Annotated in this window: 19 protein-coding genes; 7 read left to right on the top strand and 12 right to left on the bottom strand. The window is 68.0% G+C overall.

What is annotated here, in order from left to right; translation table 11 throughout:
- Window positions 1-75: 75 nt before the first annotated feature.
- The 5 genes from C2U31_RS20690 to C2U31_RS20710 all read right to left on the bottom strand — a co-directional run bounded on the left by C2U31_RS20690 (window position 76) and on the right by C2U31_RS20710 (window position 5,694).
- Window positions 76-972 carry a MipA/OmpV family protein gene (locus tag C2U31_RS20690; protein ID WP_103274497.1) on the bottom strand — a complete coding sequence of 299 codons (897 nt, stop codon included), beginning with the start codon at window positions 970-972 and terminating at the stop codon, window positions 76-78.
- A gap of 68 nt (window positions 973-1,040) precedes the next feature.
- Entirely contained in the window at window positions 1,041-2,102 is a 1,062-nt protein-coding gene (locus C2U31_RS20695; protein ID WP_233772440.1) for a serine hydrolase, read from the bottom strand.
- Window positions 2,103-2,300: 198 nt separating this feature from the next.
- On the bottom strand, window positions 2,301-3,590 hold the full coding sequence (locus C2U31_RS20700; protein ID WP_103274498.1) for an ATP-binding protein: 1,290 nt from the start codon (window positions 3,588-3,590) through the stop codon (window positions 2,301-2,303).
- Window positions 3,583-4,284: a response regulator gene (locus C2U31_RS20705; protein ID WP_103276486.1), complete on the bottom strand. Its 702-nt coding sequence runs from the start codon at window positions 4,282-4,284 to the stop codon at window positions 3,583-3,585. The genes C2U31_RS20700 and C2U31_RS20705 overlap by 8 nt, the downstream gene beginning before the upstream one ends.
- 282 nt (window positions 4,285-4,566) lie before the next feature.
- A complete protein-coding gene (locus C2U31_RS20710) occupies window positions 4,567-5,694 on the bottom strand; it encodes a branched-chain amino acid ABC transporter substrate-binding protein (RefSeq protein WP_103274499.1) in 1,128 nt (375 codons plus the stop codon).
- A gap of 268 nt (window positions 5,695-5,962) precedes the next feature.
- Between C2U31_RS20710 and C2U31_RS20715 the strand changes: the two genes are divergently transcribed.
- The gene (locus C2U31_RS20715; RefSeq protein ID WP_103276487.1) at window positions 5,963-6,568 is read left to right on the top strand and encodes an alpha/beta hydrolase; all 606 of its coding nucleotides are present in this window, start codon (window positions 5,963-5,965) and stop codon (window positions 6,566-6,568) included.
- Between the two features lie 138 nt (window positions 6,569-6,706).
- Here C2U31_RS20715 and C2U31_RS20720 read toward each other — a convergent pair whose 3' ends face one another.
- The 5 genes from C2U31_RS20720 to C2U31_RS20740 form a co-directional block, all read right to left on the bottom strand.
- Window positions 6,707-7,207 carry a Dps family protein gene (locus C2U31_RS20720; protein WP_103274500.1) on the bottom strand — a complete coding sequence of 167 codons (501 nt, stop codon included), beginning with the start codon at window positions 7,205-7,207 and terminating at the stop codon, window positions 6,707-6,709.
- 241 nt (window positions 7,208-7,448) lie between these two features.
- Window positions 7,449-8,399, bottom strand: a complete 951-nt coding sequence (locus C2U31_RS20725; protein ID WP_103274501.1) for a LysR substrate-binding domain-containing protein — start codon at window positions 8,397-8,399, stop codon at window positions 7,449-7,451.
- Between the two features lie 60 nt (window positions 8,400-8,459).
- On the bottom strand, window positions 8,460-10,550 hold the full coding sequence (gene recG, locus C2U31_RS20730; protein WP_103274502.1) for an ATP-dependent DNA helicase RecG: 2,091 nt from the start codon (window positions 10,548-10,550) through the stop codon (window positions 8,460-8,462).
- 39 nt (window positions 10,551-10,589) lie between these two features.
- Window positions 10,590-10,976, bottom strand: a complete 387-nt coding sequence (locus C2U31_RS20735) for a Rid family detoxifying hydrolase (RefSeq protein ID WP_103274503.1) — start codon at window positions 10,974-10,976, stop codon at window positions 10,590-10,592.
- 221 nt (window positions 10,977-11,197) lie between these two features.
- A complete protein-coding gene (locus C2U31_RS20740) occupies window positions 11,198-12,097 on the bottom strand; it encodes a LysR family transcriptional regulator (RefSeq protein WP_103274504.1) in 900 nt (299 codons plus the stop codon).
- Between the two features lie 94 nt (window positions 12,098-12,191).
- Here C2U31_RS20740 and C2U31_RS20745 point away from each other — a divergent pair, with 94 nt between their 5' ends.
- The 3 genes from C2U31_RS20745 to C2U31_RS20755 are packed head-to-tail and all read left to right on the top strand — an operon-like array spanning window position 12,192 to window position 14,930.
- Window positions 12,192-13,550 carry an acyclic terpene utilization AtuA family protein gene (locus C2U31_RS20745; protein WP_103274505.1) on the top strand — a complete coding sequence of 453 codons (1,359 nt, stop codon included), beginning with the start codon at window positions 12,192-12,194 and terminating at the stop codon, window positions 13,548-13,550.
- A complete protein-coding gene (locus tag C2U31_RS20750) occupies window positions 13,547-13,930 on the top strand; it encodes a hypothetical protein (protein ID WP_103274506.1) in 384 nt (127 codons plus the stop codon). The genes C2U31_RS20745 and C2U31_RS20750 overlap by 4 nt, the downstream gene beginning before the upstream one ends.
- A gap of 34 nt (window positions 13,931-13,964) precedes the next feature.
- A complete protein-coding gene (locus tag C2U31_RS20755) occupies window positions 13,965-14,930 on the top strand; it encodes a tripartite tricarboxylate transporter substrate binding protein (protein WP_103274507.1) in 966 nt (321 codons plus the stop codon).
- Between the two features lie 154 nt (window positions 14,931-15,084).
- On the opposite strand, the gene C2U31_RS20760 is transcribed toward C2U31_RS20755, so the two are convergent.
- A complete protein-coding gene (locus C2U31_RS20760) occupies window positions 15,085-15,861 on the bottom strand; it encodes a ferredoxin--NADP reductase (RefSeq protein ID WP_103274508.1) in 777 nt (258 codons plus the stop codon).
- Between the two features lie 371 nt (window positions 15,862-16,232).
- Here C2U31_RS20760 and C2U31_RS20765 point away from each other — a divergent pair, with 371 nt between their 5' ends.
- The 3 genes from C2U31_RS20765 to C2U31_RS20775 all read left to right on the top strand — a co-directional run bounded on the left by C2U31_RS20765 (window position 16,233) and on the right by C2U31_RS20775 (window position 19,898).
- Complete coding sequence (locus C2U31_RS20765; protein WP_103274509.1) at window positions 16,233-17,276, top strand: Fe(3+) ABC transporter substrate-binding protein; 1,044 nt, start codon at window positions 16,233-16,235, stop codon at window positions 17,274-17,276.
- Between the two features lie 166 nt (window positions 17,277-17,442).
- Window positions 17,443-19,113 (top strand): iron ABC transporter permease, encoded by a 1,671-nt coding sequence (locus C2U31_RS20770; RefSeq protein WP_103274510.1) that lies wholly within the window; start codon window positions 17,443-17,445, stop codon window positions 19,111-19,113.
- Window positions 19,114-19,115: 2 nt separating this feature from the next.
- A complete protein-coding gene (locus tag C2U31_RS20775; protein ID WP_369869793.1) occupies window positions 19,116-19,898 on the top strand; it encodes an ABC transporter ATP-binding protein in 783 nt (260 codons plus the stop codon).
- 86 nt (window positions 19,899-19,984) lie between these two features.
- On the opposite strand, the gene C2U31_RS20780 is transcribed toward C2U31_RS20775, so the two are convergent.
- The gene (locus C2U31_RS20780; RefSeq protein ID WP_103274512.1) at window positions 19,985-20,962 is read right to left on the bottom strand and encodes a tripartite tricarboxylate transporter substrate binding protein; all 978 of its coding nucleotides are present in this window, start codon (window positions 20,960-20,962) and stop codon (window positions 19,985-19,987) included.
- Between the last annotated feature and the right edge of the window lie 208 nt (window positions 20,963-21,170).

The following is a 21,170-nucleotide window of genomic DNA, read 5'->3' on the forward strand; positions in this document are numbered from 1 at the left end:
TCGCCGAAACAGGAACGGGCGCCGCATGCGGCGCCCGTTTCGCATCCGGCGGGCGGATCCGCCCGCCCTCTTCCATCAATACGTGTACGTGACCATCGTGCCGACGGAGTACTGATTGCGTTCCTTCACGATCGGGCTGTCCTTGGCGTCGCCGAACAGGCGGCGCGCCTCGGCGGCGGCCGTCAGCGTCCAGGACTTGCTCAGCGGATACGACCACACCGCGCCCAGCGCGATGCTTTCCAGGCCGCCCTCGGCCTCGTACTTGCGATAGCCGGACTTGGCCGACTGGCGGCCGCTGACGCCGTACCAGGTGCGCATGTAGTTGCCGTCGCCGAAGGTGCTGTTCAGCGACAGGCCGATCTTGCCGGCCGGACCGTCATAGACCTTGGCGCTGGCGCCCAGGTTGAACAGCGTGTAGGCGCTGCCGGTGTCGCGGTCGTCGCCCTTCTTGAACGCGTGCTGCACCGAGGCGGACAGTGTCACCGGGCCGACGTCGGTCTCCGCGTCGAAACCAACCTGCGCGCGGCTCTTGATGTCGCCCATGCCGCGCAGCGCGTTCGAGCCTTCCAGGCCCTTCTTGTGGTCCTTGCGCGAGGCGCTGGGGCCAACGTAGATGCGGAACGTGCTGCCCATCGTGTTTGTTTCCCAACCCAGGCCATGGTCGGTGTTCAGGAAAATGCCGTAGGGACTGCGCACGCCGAAGCCGAACACGGGCACCGCGACGCTCTCGTCGCTGCCGCTGTAACGCGGCACATAGGCGCCACCCACCGTACCGTAGAAGGACCACTGGTCCTGCACCATGCCGGTGGCGCCACCCCTGGCGACCTCCAGTTCGCGAGATGTGGCGCCGCGCTTGCCGGAAGCGTTGCCGGCGCCATCCTCGGCCGCCATCGAAATGACAGGCAGCAGGGCCAGGGTGCATGCGGCGGCCACGCGGCGCGGCTTGAGGACTAACAGGGTAGATCGCTTCATAGAGCTTCCAGGGAAACGAGGTTGAGGAGGTACTGCTTACAGCCGCCGCGCGGCACGCGGCGTCAAATCTAGCGGACGTCGTCGCCGTACTTGGCCTGGCGCATCAGCGTCATGGCCAGCGTCGAAACCGATGCCACCAGCGGCTCGGCCGTATCGGCATTGCTCATGACCAGCACGGCGAGCTTGTCGCGCGGGGCCAGTACATAGCGGGAATGAAAGGCTTCGGTAGCGCCGCTGTGCGAACGCATCGCGTCGCCCGCGACGCCGTCCTCGTCACAGGGCGCGACCAGCCAGGACAGGGCCAGCCGGCAAGGCAGGCTGATGCCATCGGCCACGGTTTCCAGGTTCAGGATCGCCTGCGCGGACTCGGCCTTGAGCACTCGGGTATCGCGGTAGCGGCCTTCGGCGAACAGCATGCTGCTGAAGCGCGCCATCTCCGACGAACTCATCCACAACCCCTCGGCGGCCGCGTTGTCCAGAGGCGCTTCCGACCAGGGCTTGCCGCGCCGATAGCCGGCGGCGCGCAGCTCCAGCATGCGCTCATCGGCCTGGTACCCGGCGCGGGAAATGTTCAGCGGGCGCAGGATCGCGCGGCGCATATAGGTGTCGAAGGGCTCTTCGGCCGCGTGCGCCACCATGTCGCCCAGCAAGGCATAGCCCATGTCGGAACGCGCCCTGCCCATGGTGTCCTCGGGCGTGTCCGGGCGCAGCGTCAGCAGGCTGCGCGCGGTGACCGGATGCGCGCCCAGCCATTGCATGGCCGCGCGGCGCGGCTGGATCTCCCACTGCGGCAGCGCCTGCGCCGCGGGCATGTCCAGCGCCAGGCGCCCGTCGTCGGCGGCGCGCATGACGCCCGCCGCCGTCACCAGCTTGGAAATCGCACCGACGCGGTACAGCGTGTCGCTGGACGCGCTGCGATGGCGCGCCTCGTCCGCATAGCCGAACCCGGCGCTCCAGACCAGCTTCTGATCATCGACCAGCGCGATCGACAGCCCGGGCACGTCCAGCGCGCTCAGGTCATGGGAAATGCGCTTAGTGAGATAGCTCACCACCGCGTGATAGTCGCCCTTGGATATGGCCGGCGGCTTGGCCGGCGGCACGCCCTGGCAACCGCCGGCAAAAGCCAGCAATGCGCCTAGGACAAGGGTACGGGCAAACGGAAACATGACGTGCGGCAAAGCCTCTGATGAGAACTGCCGTCATGCTATCGATGGGTCAAGCTCCGTTCTTTCCTGCTTTGTATGGAGTTTGTAAAGATTGGACAGGATGTTTGTGAAGTTTATTGAAGACGCCCGTCCAGAGCGGCCTTCCGGGCAGCGTCGCAGCGCTCAGGCTGCCTTCCAGCTGATGATGAAACGGGCCCCGCCCAGCGGGCTGTCCACCACCTCGGCCGTGCCGTTGTGCCAGCGCGCCACCCGGCTGACGATCGCCAGCCCCAGGCCGGTACCGCCGGTGCCGCGGTCGCGGCTTTCGTCCAGCCGGATGAACGGCTCGAAGATGCGCTCGCGGTCCTCCAGAGGAATGCCGGGACCGTCATCGTCCACCATGAGCACATACTCGCGCGGCGCGGGCGAGACCAGACTCACCCGGATATTGCCGCCGGCGTAGCGGATGGCGTTCTGCAGCAGGTTCAGCAGGGCCCGCGTCATATAGCGCTGATTCAGGTGCACCTGCGCCACCTGGCATAGCGCCACCTCGCAACGCACGCCGCGCTGGCCGGCCTCGAAATCGGCATGCTGGACCACGGAGTCCAGCCAGCCGCGCGCGTCCTGCGCCTGCAGCGCCAGGCCGTCGCTGTGCTCCAGCCGCGCATACATCAACAACTCGGAGGCCATGCTGTCCAGCTCGGCCACGTCGTTCTTCATTTCCTCGATCAGGCGCGCGCGCGCGGCCTCGTCCCGTTCGCGGCCCATCATGTCCAGCTCGAACGACAGGCGCGCGATGGGCGTGCGCAGCTCGTGCGAGACGGCGTTGGTCAGTTCGCGCTGGTTGCTGATCAGGGCGCCGATGCGCTCGGACATCTGGTTGAAGGTTTCACCCAGATTGCCGATGCTGGAATGGCGCGACAGCCGGGCGCGCGCCTGCAGGTCGCCTTGGCCCATGCGCTGCGCCGCCGTCTTGAGCGCCTCCAGATCGCGCCAGATGGGCAGCGCCCACACCAGCATGAACGCGCACAGCAGCAGGCCCAGCGCGGAATAGACCGCCGCGATCACCCAGGGTCCGATCGACGGTTCGGGCGGCAGCTTGAGCTCCAGCCACTGGCCGCCCGCGCCCGGGATGCCGGCCACGAAGGTCTGCATCTTGTCGCGGATGAAGAAATCGCCCGCGCGGATGGCCTGCCGTTCCTTGTCGCTGGCGTTGTAATCGCGCGCGTTCACGACCCGCAGTCGCAGGCCGTAGTACGGCGCGAGCTGGTCGTCGATGTGAGTCTGCCGGGAGGCCGGCTCGATGCGCGACAGCTCCTGCACCAGACTGTGGATCTGGCCGCGCACCGATTCGCGCGTATAGGCATCACTGACCGGCTCGAACAGGTAGTTGGCGGAACGGTCCACGATCTCGTTGGAGATCACGAAGCCCACCGCCAGCACCACGAAGAGCCGCAGGACGAACTTAAGCATCCTCGCCCTCGTGTGCCTTGGGCGAGAACAGATAGCCCTTGCCCCACACGGTCTTGATGCGCGCCGGATCGCGCGGGTCGTCGTCCAGCTTGCGGCGCAGCTTGCTGACGCAGACGTCGACGCTGCGGTCCAGGCCATTGAACTCGATGCCGCGCACGGCATTGAGCAGGTCGTCGCGGGTCAGCACCTGCCCGGCCTGGCTGGCCAGCGCCCACAGCATCTCGAATTCCATGGTGGTCAGGTCGACCTCCGCGCCCGCGTGCACCACGGCGCGGGTGCGCCGGTCGATGACCAGCGGGCCGAATTCCAGACGCTCCGGCGGTTCGTCCAGCTGGCTGTGCCGGCGCAGCAGCGCGCGGATGCGCGCCAGCAGCACGCGCGGCTCGACCGGCTTGATGACGTAATCGTCCGCGCCCGACTCCAGGCCCAGGATCTGGTCCAGATCGTCCTCGCGGGCGGTCAGCATCAGGATGGGTGCGGAAGAGAACGCGCGCAGGTCGCGGCATACCTGCAGGCCATCGCGGCCCGGCAGCATCAGGTCCAGGATGGTGATGGCCGGATCGTGCCTGCGGAACGCCTCGACCGCGTGGTCGCCGCGATAGGCCTGCGCCACGTTGAACCCATGTTGCTCCAGGAACTGGGCAATCAGGCGCGATAGCTTGGGATCGTCTTCGACTAGCAGGGCCTTGGTCATGATGTCCACAAAAAAGAGTTCAATTGCGCCGCATTCTACGCAAAAGTCGGGAATCGGCGTTCGACCATAGCGGCCCGGCCCGGTTCCCGAGTCCGGACGGACCGAGGCAAATCGGCGGTTTCGGCCCTCCGTCCGCGAGGGCGGACCGCCCTCGGACAGGCGCGACGCTGCGCCTGGCCGCCCAATAGGAAACGGGCCGGAAAGCTAGGCTTCCGGCCCGTCGCGAGCCCTTCCCCGGACCCGCGCGCTGCGGGTCCGGGGACGGTTCCGGCATGCGCCGGTTTACTTGTAGACGGTCTTGGAACCGTCCTTGTGCCAGGTGAACACGTCGAACTGGAAGTTCGTCAGGTCGCCCTGCTTGTTCCAGGAGATCTTGCCGATCGGGGTGTCGAGCGTGTTGGCGTGCAGGAACTTGGCGACCTTGGCCGGATCCTCGCTGCCAGCGCCCTTGATGCCGTCGGCGATGGCCAGGGTGGCCGTGTAGGCGGTCATCTGGAACGCGCCCGCGGCGTTGCGCTTCTTGGCCTGGAAGGCCTTCACGATCTCGGCGTTGGCGGCGCTCTGGCTGAAGTCCGCCGGCAGCGTCAGCAGCATGCCCTCGACGGCGTCGCCGGCGATGGCGTTGATGTCCGGGTTGCCCGTGCCTTCCGGACCCATCCACTTGGCCTTCACGCCCTGTTCGGCCGCCTGGCGCAGCAGCAGGCCCATTTCGGGGTGGTAGCCGCCGTAGTAGACGAAGTCCACGCCGCCGCTCTTGAGCTTGGTGATGACGGCGGAGTAGTCGCTGTCGCCGGCGTTGATGCCTTCGAAGATCGCGACCGGGATGCCGCCCTTCTCGAGGTCGTTCTTGACCGCGGTGGCGATGCCCTGGCCGTAGGACTGCTTGTCATGCAGCACGGCGACCTTCTTCGGCTTGAGCTTTTCCAGGACGAACTTGGCGGCGGCCGGGCCCTGCTGGTCGTCGCGGCCGATGGTGCGGAAGATGAACTCGTAGTTCTTGCCGTCGGTCAGCGCCGGCGAGGTGGCCGACGGGGTCACCATGACCACGCCTTCGTTGTTGTAGACGTCGGCGGCGGCGATGGTCGCGCCCGAGCAGACGTGGCCAACCACGAAACCGATCTTGCTGTTGACCACGCGGTTGGCGGCCACCGGACCCTGCTTGGGTTCGCAGCCGTCGTCGATGACGACGGTTTCCAGCTTCTTGCCATTGACGCCGCCGGCGGCGTTGATGCGCTCGACCGCCGTGTCAACGCCTTCGCGGACCATGTCGCCGTACTGGGTGACCGGGCCGGTGGTCGGGCCGACCACGCCGATCTTGATCGTCTGGGCTTGCGCGCCCGCTGCGAACGTCAACCCTGCGGCAACACCCAAGGCGGCGATGACCGGGGTCAGACGGAATGCTGGCTTCATGAGTGGACTCCTCTATTGGCATGTAATCGTTGGTTTTCACCGGGCGTAGGCCGGCTTTATCAGTGAATTCCGCCCGGCTGCTATGCGTTTGCACGGCAAAGCATACACTGAAAGATCACTGTCATTGTGGGCTCCGGCCCGCCTTTTTTTGTGCGGAAAACTTGATGGGACGCATCACTTTCCCGCATTTCCCTTATGCCTTCAGGGATATATGCAAAAGAGGATTTATTCGTTTGCGTTACTAAGCCGGCGCGGCATCATGGCCGCCATGAGACTCCAACCGATCATCGTCCCCGGATGGAAAAACTCCGGACCCGAACACTGGCAATCCCGCTGGGCGGACGCCTTGCCGCACGCGATACGGGTGCAGCAGCGGGACTGGGAACAGCCGTCCTGCGCCGAATGGACCGCCGCCGTGGCGGCCGAAGTGGACAAGGCCCGCAGTCCGGTGCTGCTGATCGCGCACAGCCTGGGCTGCCTGGCCTGCGCCGCGCTGCCGGTGCCGCTGCGCGCCAAGGTGGCGGGCGCCCTGCTGGTGGCGCCGGCAGACGTGGAACGCGCCGACGCCCCGGACTGTCTGCGCGGCTTCGCGCCGATCCCCCGGACCTCGCTGCCCTTCCAGAGCGTGGTGGTGGCCAGCGACAACGATCCCTATTGCCGCCTGGAGCGCGCGCGCCTGTTCGCGGAACACTGGGGCAGCCGCCTGGTGGTCGTGCCCGGCGCCGGCCACATCAACGCCGACAGCGGGCTGGGCGATTGGCCCCAGGGCCTGAAACTGCTGGGCGCGCTACGCCGGCGCTCGTCGTGGCGGGTCTCGCCGCCGCCCGAGCGCATCTCGCCGGTACCCGTGCGCCCCTTGTCGCACCAGGGCTGAGCATCTCCACGCGGCGCTCGCCGATACGCGCCTTCTGCCCCTGACGGGCGTTCCATTGGGGCTGCCCAAAACAAAAACCCCGCGACGCAAGGGTGCGTGGCGGGGTTGATCGGCCGCGCTATCGCGGCTCGCGCTGAATCACTGCAGCAGGCTGCGCAGCATCCAGGCATTCTTCTCGTGCACGTCCAGGCGCTGCGTCAGCAGATCGGCCGTGGGTTGATCATTGGCGGCGTCGGCTTTCTCGAAGGCGGCGCGCGCGGTCTTGGCGACCGACTCGTTGGCGCTGACCAGCAGGCGCACCATTTCCAGCGCTTCCGGCACCGAGTCCGGCTCGGCGATCGACGACAGCTTGGCGTACTCGCGGTACGTGCCCGGCGCGTAGTGGCCCAGCGCCCGGATGCGCTCGGCGATGCTGTCCAGCGCGTTCCATTCCTCGGTGTACTGCGTCATGAACATCAGGTGCAGCGTATTGAACATTGGCCCCGTGACGTTCCAGTGGAAGTTGTGCGTCATCAGGTACAGCGTGTACGAATCCGCAAGCAGCTTGGACAGCTCGCCCGCAACCGCGGCGCGATCCTTGTCGGAAATGCCGATGTTGATGCGCGGAACACTGGTGGTCTTCTTGGAGGACTTGGCCATCGATGACTCCTGTTGAATGGACTGAGCAAGGATAACACTGCTGCTACGACAGACTTGGGACCGCACGGCGGCTCAACATTGATGCGGCTCAAGCGATAACTGCTGCAATCAATGAACTGCGTGCTGCAACCGAACACCAGACGTCGCAGCCAGAAACTGCAAGCGGGATGCCGCGGAGCCGGCTCCGCCGGTCCGTGGGCATGCCCCCTTGAGGGGGAGCGCGCGAGCGCTCGGGGGTGGGTCAATCTTGTTCTGCCGTGACCTCGCCCGCCAGCATCTGCACGCCCGGCAGCCCGCATTCATAGACGGCCTGCGCCAGCGCCTCGATCGCCGCGAGTCGCGGAAAGCTGCGGCGCCAGGCCAGCACCACGCGGCGTTCCGGCACCTGGCCCTCGAACGGCAAGTAACGCAGCAGGCTGTTCGAGGGAGGTTGCTCCGGCACAGCGGTCACCGGCAGCACGGTGACGCCGATGCCCGCCGCCACCATGTGGCGGATCGTTTCCAGCGACGAGCCCTCGAAGGTGCGCTGGATGCCGTCGCTGGCCGCGGAAAAGCGCGACAGCTCGGGACAGACCTCCAGCACCTGGTCGCGGAAGCAATGGCCGCTGCCCAGCAGCAGCATGGTCTGTTGCTTCAGGTCCTGCGCGTCGACGGCGGCCTGCTTCGCCAATTCATGGTCGTTCGGCACGGCCACCACGAAGGGTTCATCGTATAGCGGCTGCATGACCAGGCCGGCCTCCGGCAAAGGCAAGGCCATGATGGCGCAATCGATCTCGCCCTGGCGCAGCAACTCGACCAGGCGCACGGTGAAGTTTTCCTGCAGTAGCAGCGGCATCTGCGGCGTGCGACGGATCTGCTCGGGCACCAGGCGCGGCAGCAGGTAGGGACCGATGGTATGGATCACGCCCACGCGCAGCGGCCCGGCCAGCGGATCGTGGCCCTGGCGCGCGATCTCCTTGATACTGGCGCTTTCCTCCAGCACCTTCTGCGCCTGCGCCACGATGCGCTGCCCGATCGGCGTCACGCCGACCTCGGCGCCGCCGCGTTCGAACAGGGTCACGCCCAGCTCGTCCTCGAGCTTGCGGATGGCGACGGAAAGCGTGGGCTGACTGACGAAACAGGCCTCCGCAGCCCGACCAAAATGGCGCTCGCGTGCCACCGCCACGATGTACTTGAGTTCGGTGAGAGTCATACGCCCCCCGGGTTATGCGGCGGCCAGCGGGCCGTCGGCGAAAAGTTTAGGGTGGTTCATCTAGGTGCGCAGGAAGTCCTCGCGACCGCGCATCCAGCGCGCCAGGTGCGCCTGGACCACGTCGGGATGCTCGGCCCGCAGCCAGACCGCCGCGTCGCGCGCGTCCTCGGCGATGGCCGCGTCGGTCTCCAGGTCGGCGAAGCGCAGCAGCGCCATGCCGGACTGCCGCGTGCCCAGGAATTCCCCGGGGCCGCGCTGCTCCAGGTCGCGCCGGGCGATCTCAAAGCCGTCGGATGTCTCGAACATGGCGCGCAGGCGCTCGCGCGCGATCTGCGACAGCGGCGTCTGATAGAGCAGCACGCAGACCGATTCGGCAGTGCCGCGCCCCACCCGCCCGCGCAGCTGGTGCAGCTGGGCCAGGCCGAAGCGCTCGGCGTGCTCGATCACCATCATCGACGCGTTGGGCACGTCCACGCCCACCTCGATGACGGTGGTGGCCACCAGCAGGTCGACCTCTCCTTCGCGGAACGCCTGCATCACCGCCGCCTTCTCGGCCTGCGGCAGGCGGCCATGCACCAGGCCGATGCGCAGGTCCGGCAGATCGGCCCGCATGCCTTCGTAGGTATCGACGGCGGTCTGCAATTCCAGCGCCTCGCTTTCCTCGACCAGCGGGCAGACCCAGTAGGCCTGACGGCCGGCGCGCGCCGCCTGGGCGATGTGCGCGATGACCTCCTCGCGGCGCGCGTCCGAAACCAGTTTGGTCACCACCGGCGTGCGGCCGGGCGGCAGCTCGTCGATGACCGACACGTCGAGATCGGCGAAGAACGTCATGGCCAGCGTGCGCGGGATGGGCGTGGCGCTCATGTTGAGTTGGTGCGGCACGATGCGGCCGCGCACGGTTTCGCCCTTCTTGGTCAGCGCCAGGCGCTGGCCCACGCCGAAGCGATGCTGCTCGTCGACGATGGACAGGCCCAGCCGGTGGAATTCGACATGGTCCTGGATCAGCGCCTGCGTGCCGACCACCAGCTGCACGCTGCCCTCGGCCACGGCGGCGGCGGCCTCGCGCCGCGCCTTGGCCGTCAGGCTGCCGGTCATCCAGGCGATGTTCACGCCCAGCGGCTGCAACCACGCGGCGAGCTTGCGGAAGTGCTGTTCGGCCAGGATTTCGGTGGGCGCCATCAACGCCACCTGGGCCCCGGCCGCGATGGCCTGGGCCGCGGCGATGGCCGCGACCACGGTCTTGCCGCTGCCCACGTCGCCCTGCAACAGGCGATGCATCGGATACGGCTGCGCCACGTCCGCGGCGATTTCCCGCACAACGCGCTGCTGCGCGCCAGTCAACTTGAACGGCAGGGTTTCGTACAGCCGGGCCACCAGCCCGTCCGGCGCGTCGCTGGGCGGCAGCGGCGCGGCTTCCTTGACGCGCCGCGCGGCCCGGGCGGCGGCCAACGACAGTTGCTGCGCCAGCAGCTCGTCGAACTTGATGCGCCGCCATGCCGGGTGAACCCGTTCCAGCAGCGCCTGCTCCGACTCGCCCTGCGCCGGCGTGTGCAGCGCGCGGATGGCGGGCTCGAACAGCGGCAGCGCATAGCGCTCGCGCGCCACCGGCGGCAAGGTGTCGGACAGGTCGGCGCGATCCAGCGCCTGCGCGATGGCGCGGCGCAGCGTCAGCTGCGGCAGGCCTTCGGTGCTGGGATAGACGGGCGTGAGCGCGGTGGGCAGCGGCGCATCGGCGTTGACCATGCGCGGGTGCACCATCTCGCGGCCGAACAGGCCGCCGCGGACCTCGCCGCGCGCGCGCAGACGCTTGCCCACGGTCACCTGCTTCTGCTGGCTGGGGTAGAAATTCAGCCAGCGCAATTGCAGCTCACCGCTGTCGTCGGCCAGCGTGGCCGTCAGCTGACGCCTGGGGCGGTACAGGACCTCGGATTTGGTGATCTCGCCTTCGACCTGCGCGGAAAAGCCCGGCCGCAACGAGGCGATCGGAACCACGCGGGTCTCGTCTTCATAGCGCAGCGGCAAATGCAGCACGAAGTCTTCGGGCGACACCAGACCCAGATTGCGGAGCTTGCGCTCCGTATCCGTCAGCGGTTTGCCGGCGCCGCCCTTGGCAGCGCTCGCGCGCTTGGGTGCCGCTGCGGCGGCCGGCATGGAGGAACGCGCCTCGGTAATGAAATGCCCCGGTGGTGCTTACAGGACCAGGATGGCCTCGACCTCGAACTGCGCGCCCTTGGGCAGGCTGGCCACGCCGATGGTGGAGCGCGCCGGGAAAGGCTGAGGAATGATCTCGGCCATGATGGCGTTGGCGGCCGCGAACTTGCCCAGGTCGGTCAGGAACAGGGTCAGCTTGACGACGTTGTCCAGCGTGCCGCCGGCCGCCTTGATGACTTCCTGCATGTTGGCGAACGCCTGGCGGACCTGGGCGTCGAAGTTCTCGGACACCAGATCGCCGGTGCCGGGCTCCAGGCCGATCTGGCCGGACAGATAGACCGTCTTGCCGCCGCTGACGGCGACCGCTTGCGAGTAAGGGCCGACGGCGGCGGGCGCGGCGTCGGTGTGGATGATTTGCTTGCTCATGGGCGGAATCCTTGTAAGGTCGTACAGATGCTTGAACTATCGGATTTTAATCACCAATAGCATATTGCGAAAGCTCCGGCTTGCCGCCACGGTGCGCGGCGGGTCCACCACTGAAGCGACGCGGCAAACGATGGCGGCAAGGCCGCGGCCCTGTCATGTTACCCACGCCGATGACAGCATGATGTACGGCCTGTGCCCGTCCCACAGGGCCTCCCGCCAGTCTATCCCTCTCCACCCAGCTCGACGCGCCGCTCCCGCAGCAGGTCATACAAGGCCTGCGCCGCCACCGACAGGCTGCGCCCCTCGCGCCGCACCAAGTGCAGGGGCCGCGTCAGCGCGCGTCCGGCCAGCGGCACGATGCGCAAGTCCTCGCCGCCGAAATGGAACAATGTCATCGCCGGCACCACCGACACGCCCAGCCCCGCCCTGACCAGGCCGGTCACAGTGGCCAGATGCTCCACCTCGAACACCGGCGGTGGCGCGGCCGCGCCTAATGCCACGTCCAGGTGCTTGCGCACGCTGCTGCCGCGCGCCAGCTGGATCAGCGGATAGCGCGCGATGTCGCGCAATCGCGCCTGCTCCACCTGAGCCAATGGATGATCGCCACGGCACACCAGGAAATAGCGGTCGGAGTATAGGAATTCGCTCGCCAGCTCGCTCATGTCCGGCCGCTCCGAGGCCACCGCGAAATCCGCCTGCCCGCTGCGAACCATGTCCAGGCAGGGATCCAGCAGGGCGTCGCGCAGGTCGATCGAAATGCCGGGATGCCGCTCACGGAAGCCCGCCAGCAGGCCGGGCAGCCAGCCCGCCGCCAGCGACGGCAACGCGGCCAGCGTCACCCGGCCCCGGCGCCGCGCGGCGTGGTCGCGCAGATCATCCATGGCCAGTTCCATGTCGGCGAGCAGGCGGCGCGCCGAGGCCTCCAGCACGCGCCCTTCCGCCGTCAGCTCGACGTTGCGTGTGTCGCGGTCGAACAGGCGCAGGCCGGCGCTGTCTTCCAGCTGGCGGATCAGGGCGCTGAAGGCGGGCTGCGTCAGGTGACAGCGCTGCGCCGCCCGCGTGAAGTGCTTCTCGTCGGCCAGGGCCACGAAGGCGCGCAGCTGGCGGGCAGAGAGATTCATGGCTTTTCTCTATGAATTGATCCGATATTTCTATTTTACGGATGACTGGACGCTGCCTATAGTGACCCCCAACCTGTGCCCGTCCATGAACGCCATGCCCCGCTCTCCCCTTCATATCGGCTGCGCCTCCGGCTTCTCCGGCGACCGCAGCGACGGCGCGCCCGCCGTGGTGCGCACGCTGGCCGCGCGCGGCGGCGGCACGCTGATCTTCGAGACGCTGGCCGAACGCACCTTGGCGCTGGCGCAGCTGGCGCGCAACGAGGATCCGCGCCTTGGCTACGAGCCGCTGCTGGATGATCTGGTCGGCCCCGTGCTGGGCGACTGCCAGCGCCACGGCATCGCCATCGTCAGCAATTTCGGCGCGGCCAACCCGCAGGGCGCGGCGCGGCGCATCGCGGAACTGGCCGCGCGGCAGGGCCTGGCCGCGCCGCGTATCGCGGTGGTGCACGGCGATGCGTTGGACGCGCCCGGGCAGCGCGACCTGCTGCGCCAACGGCTGGGCGGGGCGCTGGACGGCCTGGACGTGGTCAGCGCGACCGCCTACCTGGGCGCGGCCGAGATCGCCCAGGCGCTGGTCGCGGGCGCGCAGATCGTGGTCGCCGGCCGCGTGGCGGATCCTTCGTTGACGCTGGGACCGGCGCTGGCCCATTTCGGCTGGGACGCGGCCGATTGGCCCCGTCTGGGACGCGCCACCATCGCCGGCCACATGCTGGAATGCGGCCTGCAGGTCACGGGCGGCTACTTCAGCGTGCCGGGCTTGAAGGACGTGCCCGATCTGCACCAAGCCGGCTTCCCCATCGCCGAGATCCAGTCCGATGGCGAGTTCGTCATCGGCAAGGCCGACGGCACCGGCGGCATGGTCGATGCCCGCACGGCCAAGGAACAGCTGCTGTACGAAGTCCACGATCCCGCCCGCTATCTGACGCCGGACGTGACCGCCGACCTGAGCCAGGCCCGCGTGGTCGAGCTGGGCGCCGACCGCGTGGCGGTGCAAGGCGTCACCGGTCATGCCCGTCCCGATGAACTGAAGGTCAACGTCTGCTATCGCGGCGGCTGGCTGGCCGAGGCGGAGATTTCCTACGCCGGCGTGCAGGCCGAAGCGCGTGCCCGGCAGGCGGCGGACATCGTGCGCCGGCGCCTGGGCGCGGCGCTGCGACTGCGCGCCGATCTCATCGGCGTGGTCAGCGTGCTGGGCGACGACGGCGGCGACATGCTGGCCGGCTTGCCTGAAGGCCGGGCGCGCGACGTGCGCCTGCGCCTGGCCGCGACGCACGCCGAGCGCGCCCAGGCCGAACGGCTGCTGCGCGAAGTGACCGCGCTCTACACCTGCGGCCCGGCCGGCGGCGGCGGCGTGCGCACCGCCCTGCGGCCGCGCCTGAACATGATGTCCTGCACCATCCCGCGCGACGCGGTGCGCGCCGGCTGGCGCTTCCTGGAGGAGATCCCGCAATGAGCGCCGACCTCGTCAGCGTGCCCCTGTATCGCCTCGGCCATGGCCGTTCGGGCGACAAGGGCGACATCTCGAACCTGAGCCTGATCGCCTGGGACCCGGAATGCTACGCGATCCTGGCCGCCCAGGTCAGCGAAGCCCGCGTGGCGGCCTGGTTCGCCAGCCGCCATCCGCGCCGCGTGGTCCGCTACCTGCTGCCCAGCCTGCACGCGATGAACTTCGTGCTGGAAAACGCGCTGGATGGCGGCGTCAACGACGCGCTCAACCTGGACGCTCACGGCAAGAGCCTGTCCTTCCGATTGCTGGACATGACGGTGCAGGTCAGCCCCGCGCTGGCGGCCCGTCTGCCCGACATACCCGGCGACCGCCCGGCGGCCGCCTGATCCACCCTACAAGAACACACACAGGAGACACACGATGCGCACGCCCCTTCGGAACCGGCTCGCCTTGCTGCTGGCAGCCGCCTTGCCGCTGGCCGCCTCGGCCCAGTCCTTCCCCGCCAAGCCCATCACCTTCATCGTGCCCTTCGCGGCCGGCAGCGCCACCGACCAGATCGGGCGCGCCATCGGCCAGGGCGTCACGGAGCAGACCGGCCAGGCCGTGGTGATCGAGAACAAGCCCGGCGCCAGCGCCATGATCGGCGCGGCCGCCGCCGCGCGCGCCGCGCCCGACGGCTATACCGTGCTCATCACCACCAACACCACGCACGCCGCCAACCAGCATCTGTACAAGACGCTGACCTACCGGCCCGTCGAGGACTATGCGCCGCTGACGCTGCTGGGCAAGGGCGGCCAGATCATGGTGGTCAATCCGAATTCGGCGGCCAAGAGCGTCGGCGACTTTATCGCGCAGGCGCGCCAGTCGCCCGGCAAGCTCAGCTTCGGTAGCGGCAGCTCCAGCAGCCGCATCGCCGGCGAGCTGCTGCAACAGATGGCCAATGTGCAGCTGCTGCACGTACCCTACAAGAGCAATCCGCTGGCCGTCACGGATCTGCTGGGCGGCCAGATCGACATGATGATCACCGACACCGCCACCGGCCTGCCCCAGGTCAAGTCCGGCAAGCTGCGCGCCCTGGGCGTCACGGGACTGGCCCGCTCGCCGTTGGCGCCCGAGGTGCCGACCATCGCGGAAGCCGGCGTGCCGGGCTATGAAATGGGTTATTGGTTCGCGGCCTACGCGCCGGCGGGCACGCCGCCGGACGTGGCCAGGCGCCTGAACGAACTGCTGGTCAAGGCCACGCAAAGCGGGCCGGCCAAGCAGTTCTATGCGCAGACGGGCACCGCCCCCGCCAGCTCCACGCCCGAAGAGCTGGCCCGCTTCCAGCAGGCGGAAGCGGCGAAATGGGGAGACATCATCAAGAAGGCGGGGATCCAGCCCGAGTGAGCACGACGCGCCGGCATGCGCGGCGCCCGGTGCTCCGCGTACCGGCCGCGCGGCGTGGGTCGGATATACGCCGCGCCCAGCAAAAAGCCCATCGCATGCGATGGGCTTTTTGTACTTCGGCGAACACGCTGTGCGGCGGGATCGGCGCGGCGCTTTATTTGTCGACGAACGCGCGTTCCACCACGTAGTCACCCGGCTGTCCCACACCCGGGGACACGGTGAAGCCGCGCGCGTCCAGCATGGCGCTGATGTCGGCCAGCATATGCGGGCTGCCGCAGATCATGGCGCGGTCGGTCTCGGGGTTGATCTGGGGAATGCCGATGTCCTGGCAGAGTTTGCCGTTTTCCAGCAGTTCGGTGATACGGCCCTGATTGCGGAAAGGCTCGCGCGTGACGGTCGGGTAATAGACCAGCTTGTCGCGCACGATCTCGCCAAAGAATTCGTTATTGGGCAGCTCGTTGCCGATGAAGTCGGCATAGGCCAGCTCGCTGACCCAGCGCACGCCGTGGACCAGGATGACCTTGTCGAAGCGTTCGTAGACGTCCGGATCCTTGATGATGCTCATGAAGGGCGCCAGGCCGGTGCCGGTGCCGAACAGGAACAGGTGCTTGCCGGGCTTGAGGTCGTCGACCACCAGCGTGCCGACGGGCTTGCGGCTGACCAGGATGGTGTCGCCTTCCTTCAGATGCTGCAGCCGCGACGTCAGCGGGCCGTTCTGCACCTTGATGCTCAGGAACTCGAGGTTTTCTTCGTAGTTCGCGCTGGCGATGCTGTAGGCCCGCAGCAGCGGCTTGCCTTCGACTTCCAGGCCGATCATGACGAAGTGGCCGTTGTGGAACCGCAAGGCCGCGTCACGCGTGGTGGTGAAGGAGAACAGGGTGTCGTTCCAGTGGTGCACGCTCAGCACGCGCTCAGTATTGAAAGCAGCCATGTCGTATCAATTATGGGCGGTTCGGCGTTGCCGGGCTTGCGGCCCGTCCGCGCTCCGCGAGGATGGTTTCCGAGCCGCACTCAAAAGCTGGCAAGAGTGAAAAGGCGGCGGTCGGCATTAGGGTTGACCCTATTCTACAGGGTCTCGATGATAATTGCTCTCATTATTCCGTAATACGCTTATGCCGTATTGATGGGGATCAAGCGCCGGTCACACCTCCTTACGCGCAGTTGAACGGTGGAAATCTTCCTGGTATCGTCGCACTTCCATTTGATAATCATTTTCGTTATGCGGCCAGGCCATGTGCTCAGGCCGCAGGCACACCTCGCAGGAAGGCAGCCCTTCCCGCGCCCTCTTGCCGGAGTTGTTTCATGTCCAAGCGTCCCCAACTGAATTCCCTGCTGCGCGTCCTGGCCCTGGCCGGCGCCGCCGCCTTCGCCGTGCAGGCCCAGGCCGCCGAGGAAGTCAGCCTCTACACCACCCGCGAGCCCAAGCTGATCCAACCGCTGCTGGACGCCTTCACTAAGGAAAGCGGCATCAAGGTCAACACCGTCTTCGTCAAGGACGGCCTGCTCGAGCGGGTCAAGGCCGAAGGCGCCAAGTCGCCGGCCGACGTGCTGATGACCGTGGACATCGGCAACCTGCTGGACCTGGTCGACGGCGGCGTGACCCAGCCGGTCAAGTCCGAAACGCTGGAATCCGTCATCCCCGCCAACCTGCGCGGCGCCGACGGCAAGTGGTACGCCCTGTCGCTGCGCGACCGCGTGCTGTACGTCGAAAAAGACCTGAAGCTGGAATCCTTCCGCTATGAAGACCTGGCCGATCCCAAGTGGAAGGGCAAGGTCTGCATCCGCTCCGGCCAGCACCCCTACAACACCGCGATGATCGCCTCCATGATCGCGCACGACGGCGCCGAAGCCACCGAGAAATGGCTGCGCGGCGTGAAGGCCAACCTGGCCCGCAAGGCCGCCGGCGGCGACCGCGACGTGGCCCGCGACATCCTGGGCGGCATCTGCGACATCGGCCTGGCCAACGCCTACTACGTGGGCCACATGAAGAACGCCGAAGCCGGCACCGACGCCCGCAAGTGGGGCGACGCCATCAAGGTGATCCGTCCGACCTTCGCCAACGCCAAGAGCGGCGGCACGCACGTCAACGTCAGCGGCGCCGCCGTGGCCGCGCATGCGCCCAACAAGGCCAACGCCATTAAACTGCTGGATTACCTGGTGTCCGAGCCCGCCCAGGCGCTGTATGCCCAGGCCAACTATGAATACCCAGTGCGCAAGGGCGTGAAGCTCGACCCCGTGATCGCCAGCTTCGGCGAGCTCAAGATCGACCCGCTGCCCCTGACCGAAATCGCCAAGCATCGCAAGCAGGCCAGCGAGCTGGTCGACAAGGTCGGCTTCGACAACTGATGCACGGTGGCCGCGCCCTCGGGCGCGGCTCCGGCGCGCGGTCCCGGCGGTCTCCAGGCCTGCCCTCGCCCGCCCCGGCTCCATGCCCGGCGGACGACGGCAGGCCTTGCCGCTCAGGAAGCCGGACGCGCCGGACGCCAGAACTTGAAGCTATCGACGTACAAGCATGCACACTGAATCCCTGTCCCGGCCGCTGCGGCTGCGCTGGACGGAACGCGGCGCCGGCTGGCTCGCCGGCGCCGCCCTGATTGCCCTGGCGGTGCTCGCGCCGCTGCTGACCCTGGGCTGGTGGGCGCTGGGCGGCGACCTGGCCCATTGGCAACACCTGGCCAGCTACGTGCTGCCCCAGGCGCTGGCCAACACCCTCATCCTGCTCGCCGGCGTGGGCGCGCTGGTGGCCCTGCTGGGCACCGGCTCGGCCTGGCTGGTGACCGCCTACGAGTTCCCCACGCGCCGCACGCTGACCTGGGCGCTGCTGCTGCCGCTGGCCGTGCCCACCTACATCATCGCCTTCGCCTACCTGGACCTGCTGCATCCCATCGGCCCCATCCAGACCGGCCTGCGCGCCATCCTGGGCTACGACAGCCCGCGCCAGTTCCGCCTGCCCGACCTGCGCTCGATCCAGGGCGCGATCTTCGTGCTGGGCTTCGTGCTGTATCCCTATGTGTACCTGAGCACGCGCGTGATGTTCATGACGCAGGCCGCCAGCCTGCTGGAAGCCGCGCGCAGCCTCGGCGCCGGCCGCGCCGGCGTGTTCTTCCGGGTGGCGCTGCCGCTGGCGCGTCCGGCCATCGTGGTCGGCATGAGCCTGGCCCTGCTGGAAACGCTGAACGATATCGGCGCCTCGGAATTCCTGGGCGTGCAGACGCTGACCGTCTCGGTCTACACCACCTGGGTCACGCGTTCCGACCTGGCCGGCGCGGCCCAGATCGCGCTGACCATGCTGGCCATCGTCGTCGGCCTGATCCTGCTGGAACGGCATGGACGCAAGCGCCAGCGCTACGCCAACACCCAGCGCATGCGCCCGATGCAGCCGCGCCGCCTGCGCGGTCCGGCGGCGCTGGTCGCCGCGGCGCTGGGCTGGATTCCCGTGCTGCTGGGCTTCGTCGCCCCTGCGCTGTACCTGGTGGTGGAAACCTACAAGCGCCTGCATCTGGTCGGCGGCGTGTCGGGCCAGTTGCTGGTCGGGCTGCGCAATACGCTGACCGTGGCCTTCTGCGCAACCGTCGTCACCCTGCTGTGCGGCCTGACCGTCGCCTGGGCCGGACGCACGCTGCGCGAAAGCGCCGCCTTCAATCCCGGACGCGCCTGCGGCCGCGTCGCCAGCCTGGGCTACGCCGTGCCCGGCACGGTGCTCGCCATCGGGCTGCTCACGCCCTTCGTCTGGATCGACACCGCCGTGGGCCGCCTGTTCGGCGGCGGCGGTCTATTGCTGATGGGCTCCATGGGCGCGCTGGTGTGCGCCTATGCGATCCGCTTCCTGGCTATCTCCACCGGCGCCATCGAAGCGGGCCTGGCCCGCATTCCGCCGTCGTTGGAACAGGCGTCGCGCATGCTGGGCGAGACGTCCGCCGGCACGCTGCGCCGCGTCCACTTGCCGCTGCTGCGCCCGGCCCTGGCGGCCAGCGCGCTGCTGGTGTTCGTAGACGCCATGAAGGAACTGCCCGCCACCCTGCTGCTGCGCCCGATGAACTTCGACACGCTGGCCACCTGGCTGTACGCCGAGGCGGCCCGGGGCACCTACGAGGAAGGCGCGGTCGCCGCGCTGGCCATCGTGCTGGCGGGCCTGTTGCCCGTCATCCTGCTGGCGCGCACCAATCTGAAAATGGGACATTGAACATCTTGTCGTCCGATCTGCTCGAAATCGACCATATCTCGCTGGCCTACGACACGCCCAAGGGCGTGCGCGACGTGGTGCGGGACCTGACGCTGTCGCTGCCCGCCGGCCACATCGGCTGCCTGCTGGGCGAATCCGGCTGCGGCAAGACCACAGTGCTGCGCGCCATCGCCGGCTTCGAACCGCTGCGCGCCGGCCGCATCCTGCTGGACGGCACGGTCATCTCCACCCCGGACATGCAGGTCGCGCCCGAGTCGCGCCGGGTCGGCATGATGTTTCAGGACTACGCGCTGTTCCCGCACCTGACGGTGGCGCAGAACGTGGCTTTCGGCCTGCGCAGGCTGGACCGCGCGGCGCGCGCGCGGAGAGTCGAGGAAATGCTGGAACTGGTGGGGCTGAACCATGCCGCTGCCAGCTATCCGCACGAGATCTCCGGCGGCCAGCAGCAGCGCGTGGCGCTGGCCCGGGCGCTGGCGCCCTCGCCCGAGCTGCTGCTGCTGGACGAGCCTTTCTCCAACCTGGACGTGGACACGCGCGAGCGGCTGGCCTTCGAGGTGCGCGAGATCCTGAAGGCCACCGGCCACACCGCCATCCTGGTCACGCACAATCAGGCCGAGGCCTTCGCCATCGCCGACCGCATCGGCGTGATGAGCAAGGGCCGCATCGCGCAGTGGGACACGCCATACAACCTGCATCATCACCCGGCCGACGCCTTCGTGCGCGACTTCATCCGCAGCGAGGCGCTGGAAGAGCAGCGCGAGCAGGTCTTCGCGCGCGGCCGCTGAACGCAACGCGGGCGGCCAGGACCAGGGTCCGGGCCGCCCGCGCGAACGGCGCGCCCATCCAGGCCGCCGTCACTTCCGTCCCGGCGTCAATCCGCCGACAGCTTCACCTTCTGCGACAAGGCCTTGAAGGCCTCGTGCTGGCTGCGCGTCAGCTTTTCCACCTCTTCCGGCGTCGAGCCATACGGCATGAAGCCCGCCTGCTCCAGCTTGATCTTGACCTCGGGCATGGCCAGCGCGGCCTGGAAGGCCTCGCTCAGGGTCTTGGTGATCTCCGGCGGCATCTTGGCGGGACCATAGACCGCGAACCACGGATCGACCACGGCCGCGCCATAGCCCAGCTCGGCCAGCGTCGGCACGTCCGGTAGAGCCGGCGCGCGCTTGCTGCCGGTCACGGCCAGCGCGCGGACCTTGCCCGACTTGATATGCGGCAGCGAGGCCGGCAGGTTGTCGAACATGATGGGCAGATGGCCGCCCAGCAGATCGTTGATGCCTTGCGCGCTGCCCTTGTAGGGAATGTGCTGCATGCCGGCGCCGGTCAGCTGATCGAACATCACGCCCGCCAGATGCATCGACGTGCCCGTTCCCGGCGTGCCGAACGCGGTGCCCGGATGCTGCTTGGCATAGGCGACCAGATCCTTGACGCTGTCGACCTTGATCGAGGGGCCGGTCTCCAGCACCACCGAGGACGCGCCCAGCATGCTGATGCCGGTGAAGTCCTTGGTCGGATCGAACGGCATCGACGGATAGACGAAGGGATTGAGCGCATTGGTGGAAATGGCGCCGAAGCCGATGGTGTAGCCGTCCGGCGCGGCCTTGGCCACGGCGTCCATGCCGATGTTGCCGCCCGCGCCCGGACGGTTCTCGACGATGACGGGCTGGCCCAGTTTCTCCGCGACCTTCTGGCCCGCGGTGCGCGCCACCAGATCGGTGGTGCCGCCCGCGGTGTAGGGCACGATGAATACGATGGGCTTGGCCGGATAGCCGGCGGCCTGCGCGGCGGCCGCGCCGTGGACCAGCGCCAGCGCGGCCAGGCCGCGCAGCGCGCTCAAGGTAAAGCGTTGCATGATGTCTCCATCCCGTTGTTGTCTCGCGGCGATCGCGTTGTGCTCGATGCCGGAGGCGCATCATACTGCGCGGCGCCAGCCCTGGCCGCGCCGCGCGCACGCGCGCACTGTGGCGCAATTCATACGTATTGACGCGCATGAGGCCCTGGCTTGCCGCAACCGCGAGACAGGCCGCGAAGTTCAATGATAGAGTTGCGCTCTTTCCGGC

The sequence above is a fragment of the Achromobacter sp. AONIH1 genome (assembly GCF_002902905.1).
In the GTDB taxonomy this organism is placed as follows: Bacteria; Pseudomonadota; Gammaproteobacteria; order Burkholderiales; family Burkholderiaceae_B; genus Achromobacter.

Bases quoted from the DNA above. Each gene is read 5' to 3' on its own strand.
- C2U31_RS20690 (WP_103274497.1), bottom strand. From the start codon at position 972: ATGAAGCGATCTACCCTGTTAGTCCTCAAGCCGCGCCGCGTGGCCGCC.
- C2U31_RS20700 (WP_103274498.1), bottom strand. From the start codon at position 3,590: ATGCTTAAGTTCGTCCTGCGGCTCTTCGTGGTGCTGGCGGTGGGCTTC.
- C2U31_RS20705 (WP_103276486.1), bottom strand. From the start codon at position 4,284: ATGACCAAGGCCCTGCTAGTCGAAGACGATCCCAAGCTATCGCGCCTG.
- C2U31_RS20710 (WP_103274499.1), bottom strand. From the start codon at position 5,694: ATGAAGCCAGCATTCCGTCTGACCCCGGTCATCGCCGCCTTGGGTGTT.
- C2U31_RS20715 (WP_103276487.1), top strand. From the start codon at position 5,963: ATGAGACTCCAACCGATCATCGTCCCCGGATGGAAAAACTCCGGACCC.
- C2U31_RS20720 (WP_103274500.1), bottom strand. From the start codon at position 7,207: ATGGCCAAGTCCTCCAAGAAGACCACCAGTGTTCCGCGCATCAACATC.
- C2U31_RS20725 (WP_103274501.1), bottom strand. From the start codon at position 8,399: ATGACTCTCACCGAACTCAAGTACATCGTGGCGGTGGCACGCGAGCGC.
- recG (WP_103274502.1), bottom strand. From the start codon at position 10,550: ATGCCGGCCGCCGCAGCGGCACCCAAGCGCGCGAGCGCTGCCAAGGGC.
- C2U31_RS20735 (WP_103274503.1), bottom strand. From the start codon at position 10,976: ATGAGCAAGCAAATCATCCACACCGACGCCGCGCCCGCCGCCGTCGGC.
- C2U31_RS20740 (WP_103274504.1), bottom strand. From the start codon at position 12,097: ATGAATCTCTCTGCCCGCCAGCTGCGCGCCTTCGTGGCCCTGGCCGAC.
- C2U31_RS20745 (WP_103274505.1), top strand. From the start codon at position 12,192: ATGCCCCGCTCTCCCCTTCATATCGGCTGCGCCTCCGGCTTCTCCGGC.
- C2U31_RS20750 (WP_103274506.1), top strand. From the start codon at position 13,547: ATGAGCGCCGACCTCGTCAGCGTGCCCCTGTATCGCCTCGGCCATGGC.
- C2U31_RS20755 (WP_103274507.1), top strand. From the start codon at position 13,965: ATGCGCACGCCCCTTCGGAACCGGCTCGCCTTGCTGCTGGCAGCCGCC.
- C2U31_RS20760 (WP_103274508.1), bottom strand. From the start codon at position 15,861: ATGGCTGCTTTCAATACTGAGCGCGTGCTGAGCGTGCACCACTGGAAC.
- C2U31_RS20765 (WP_103274509.1), top strand. From the start codon at position 16,233: ATGTCCAAGCGTCCCCAACTGAATTCCCTGCTGCGCGTCCTGGCCCTG.
- C2U31_RS20770 (WP_103274510.1), top strand. From the start codon at position 17,443: ATGCACACTGAATCCCTGTCCCGGCCGCTGCGGCTGCGCTGGACGGAA.
- C2U31_RS20780 (WP_103274512.1), bottom strand. From the start codon at position 20,962: ATGCAACGCTTTACCTTGAGCGCGCTGCGCGGCCTGGCCGCGCTGGCG.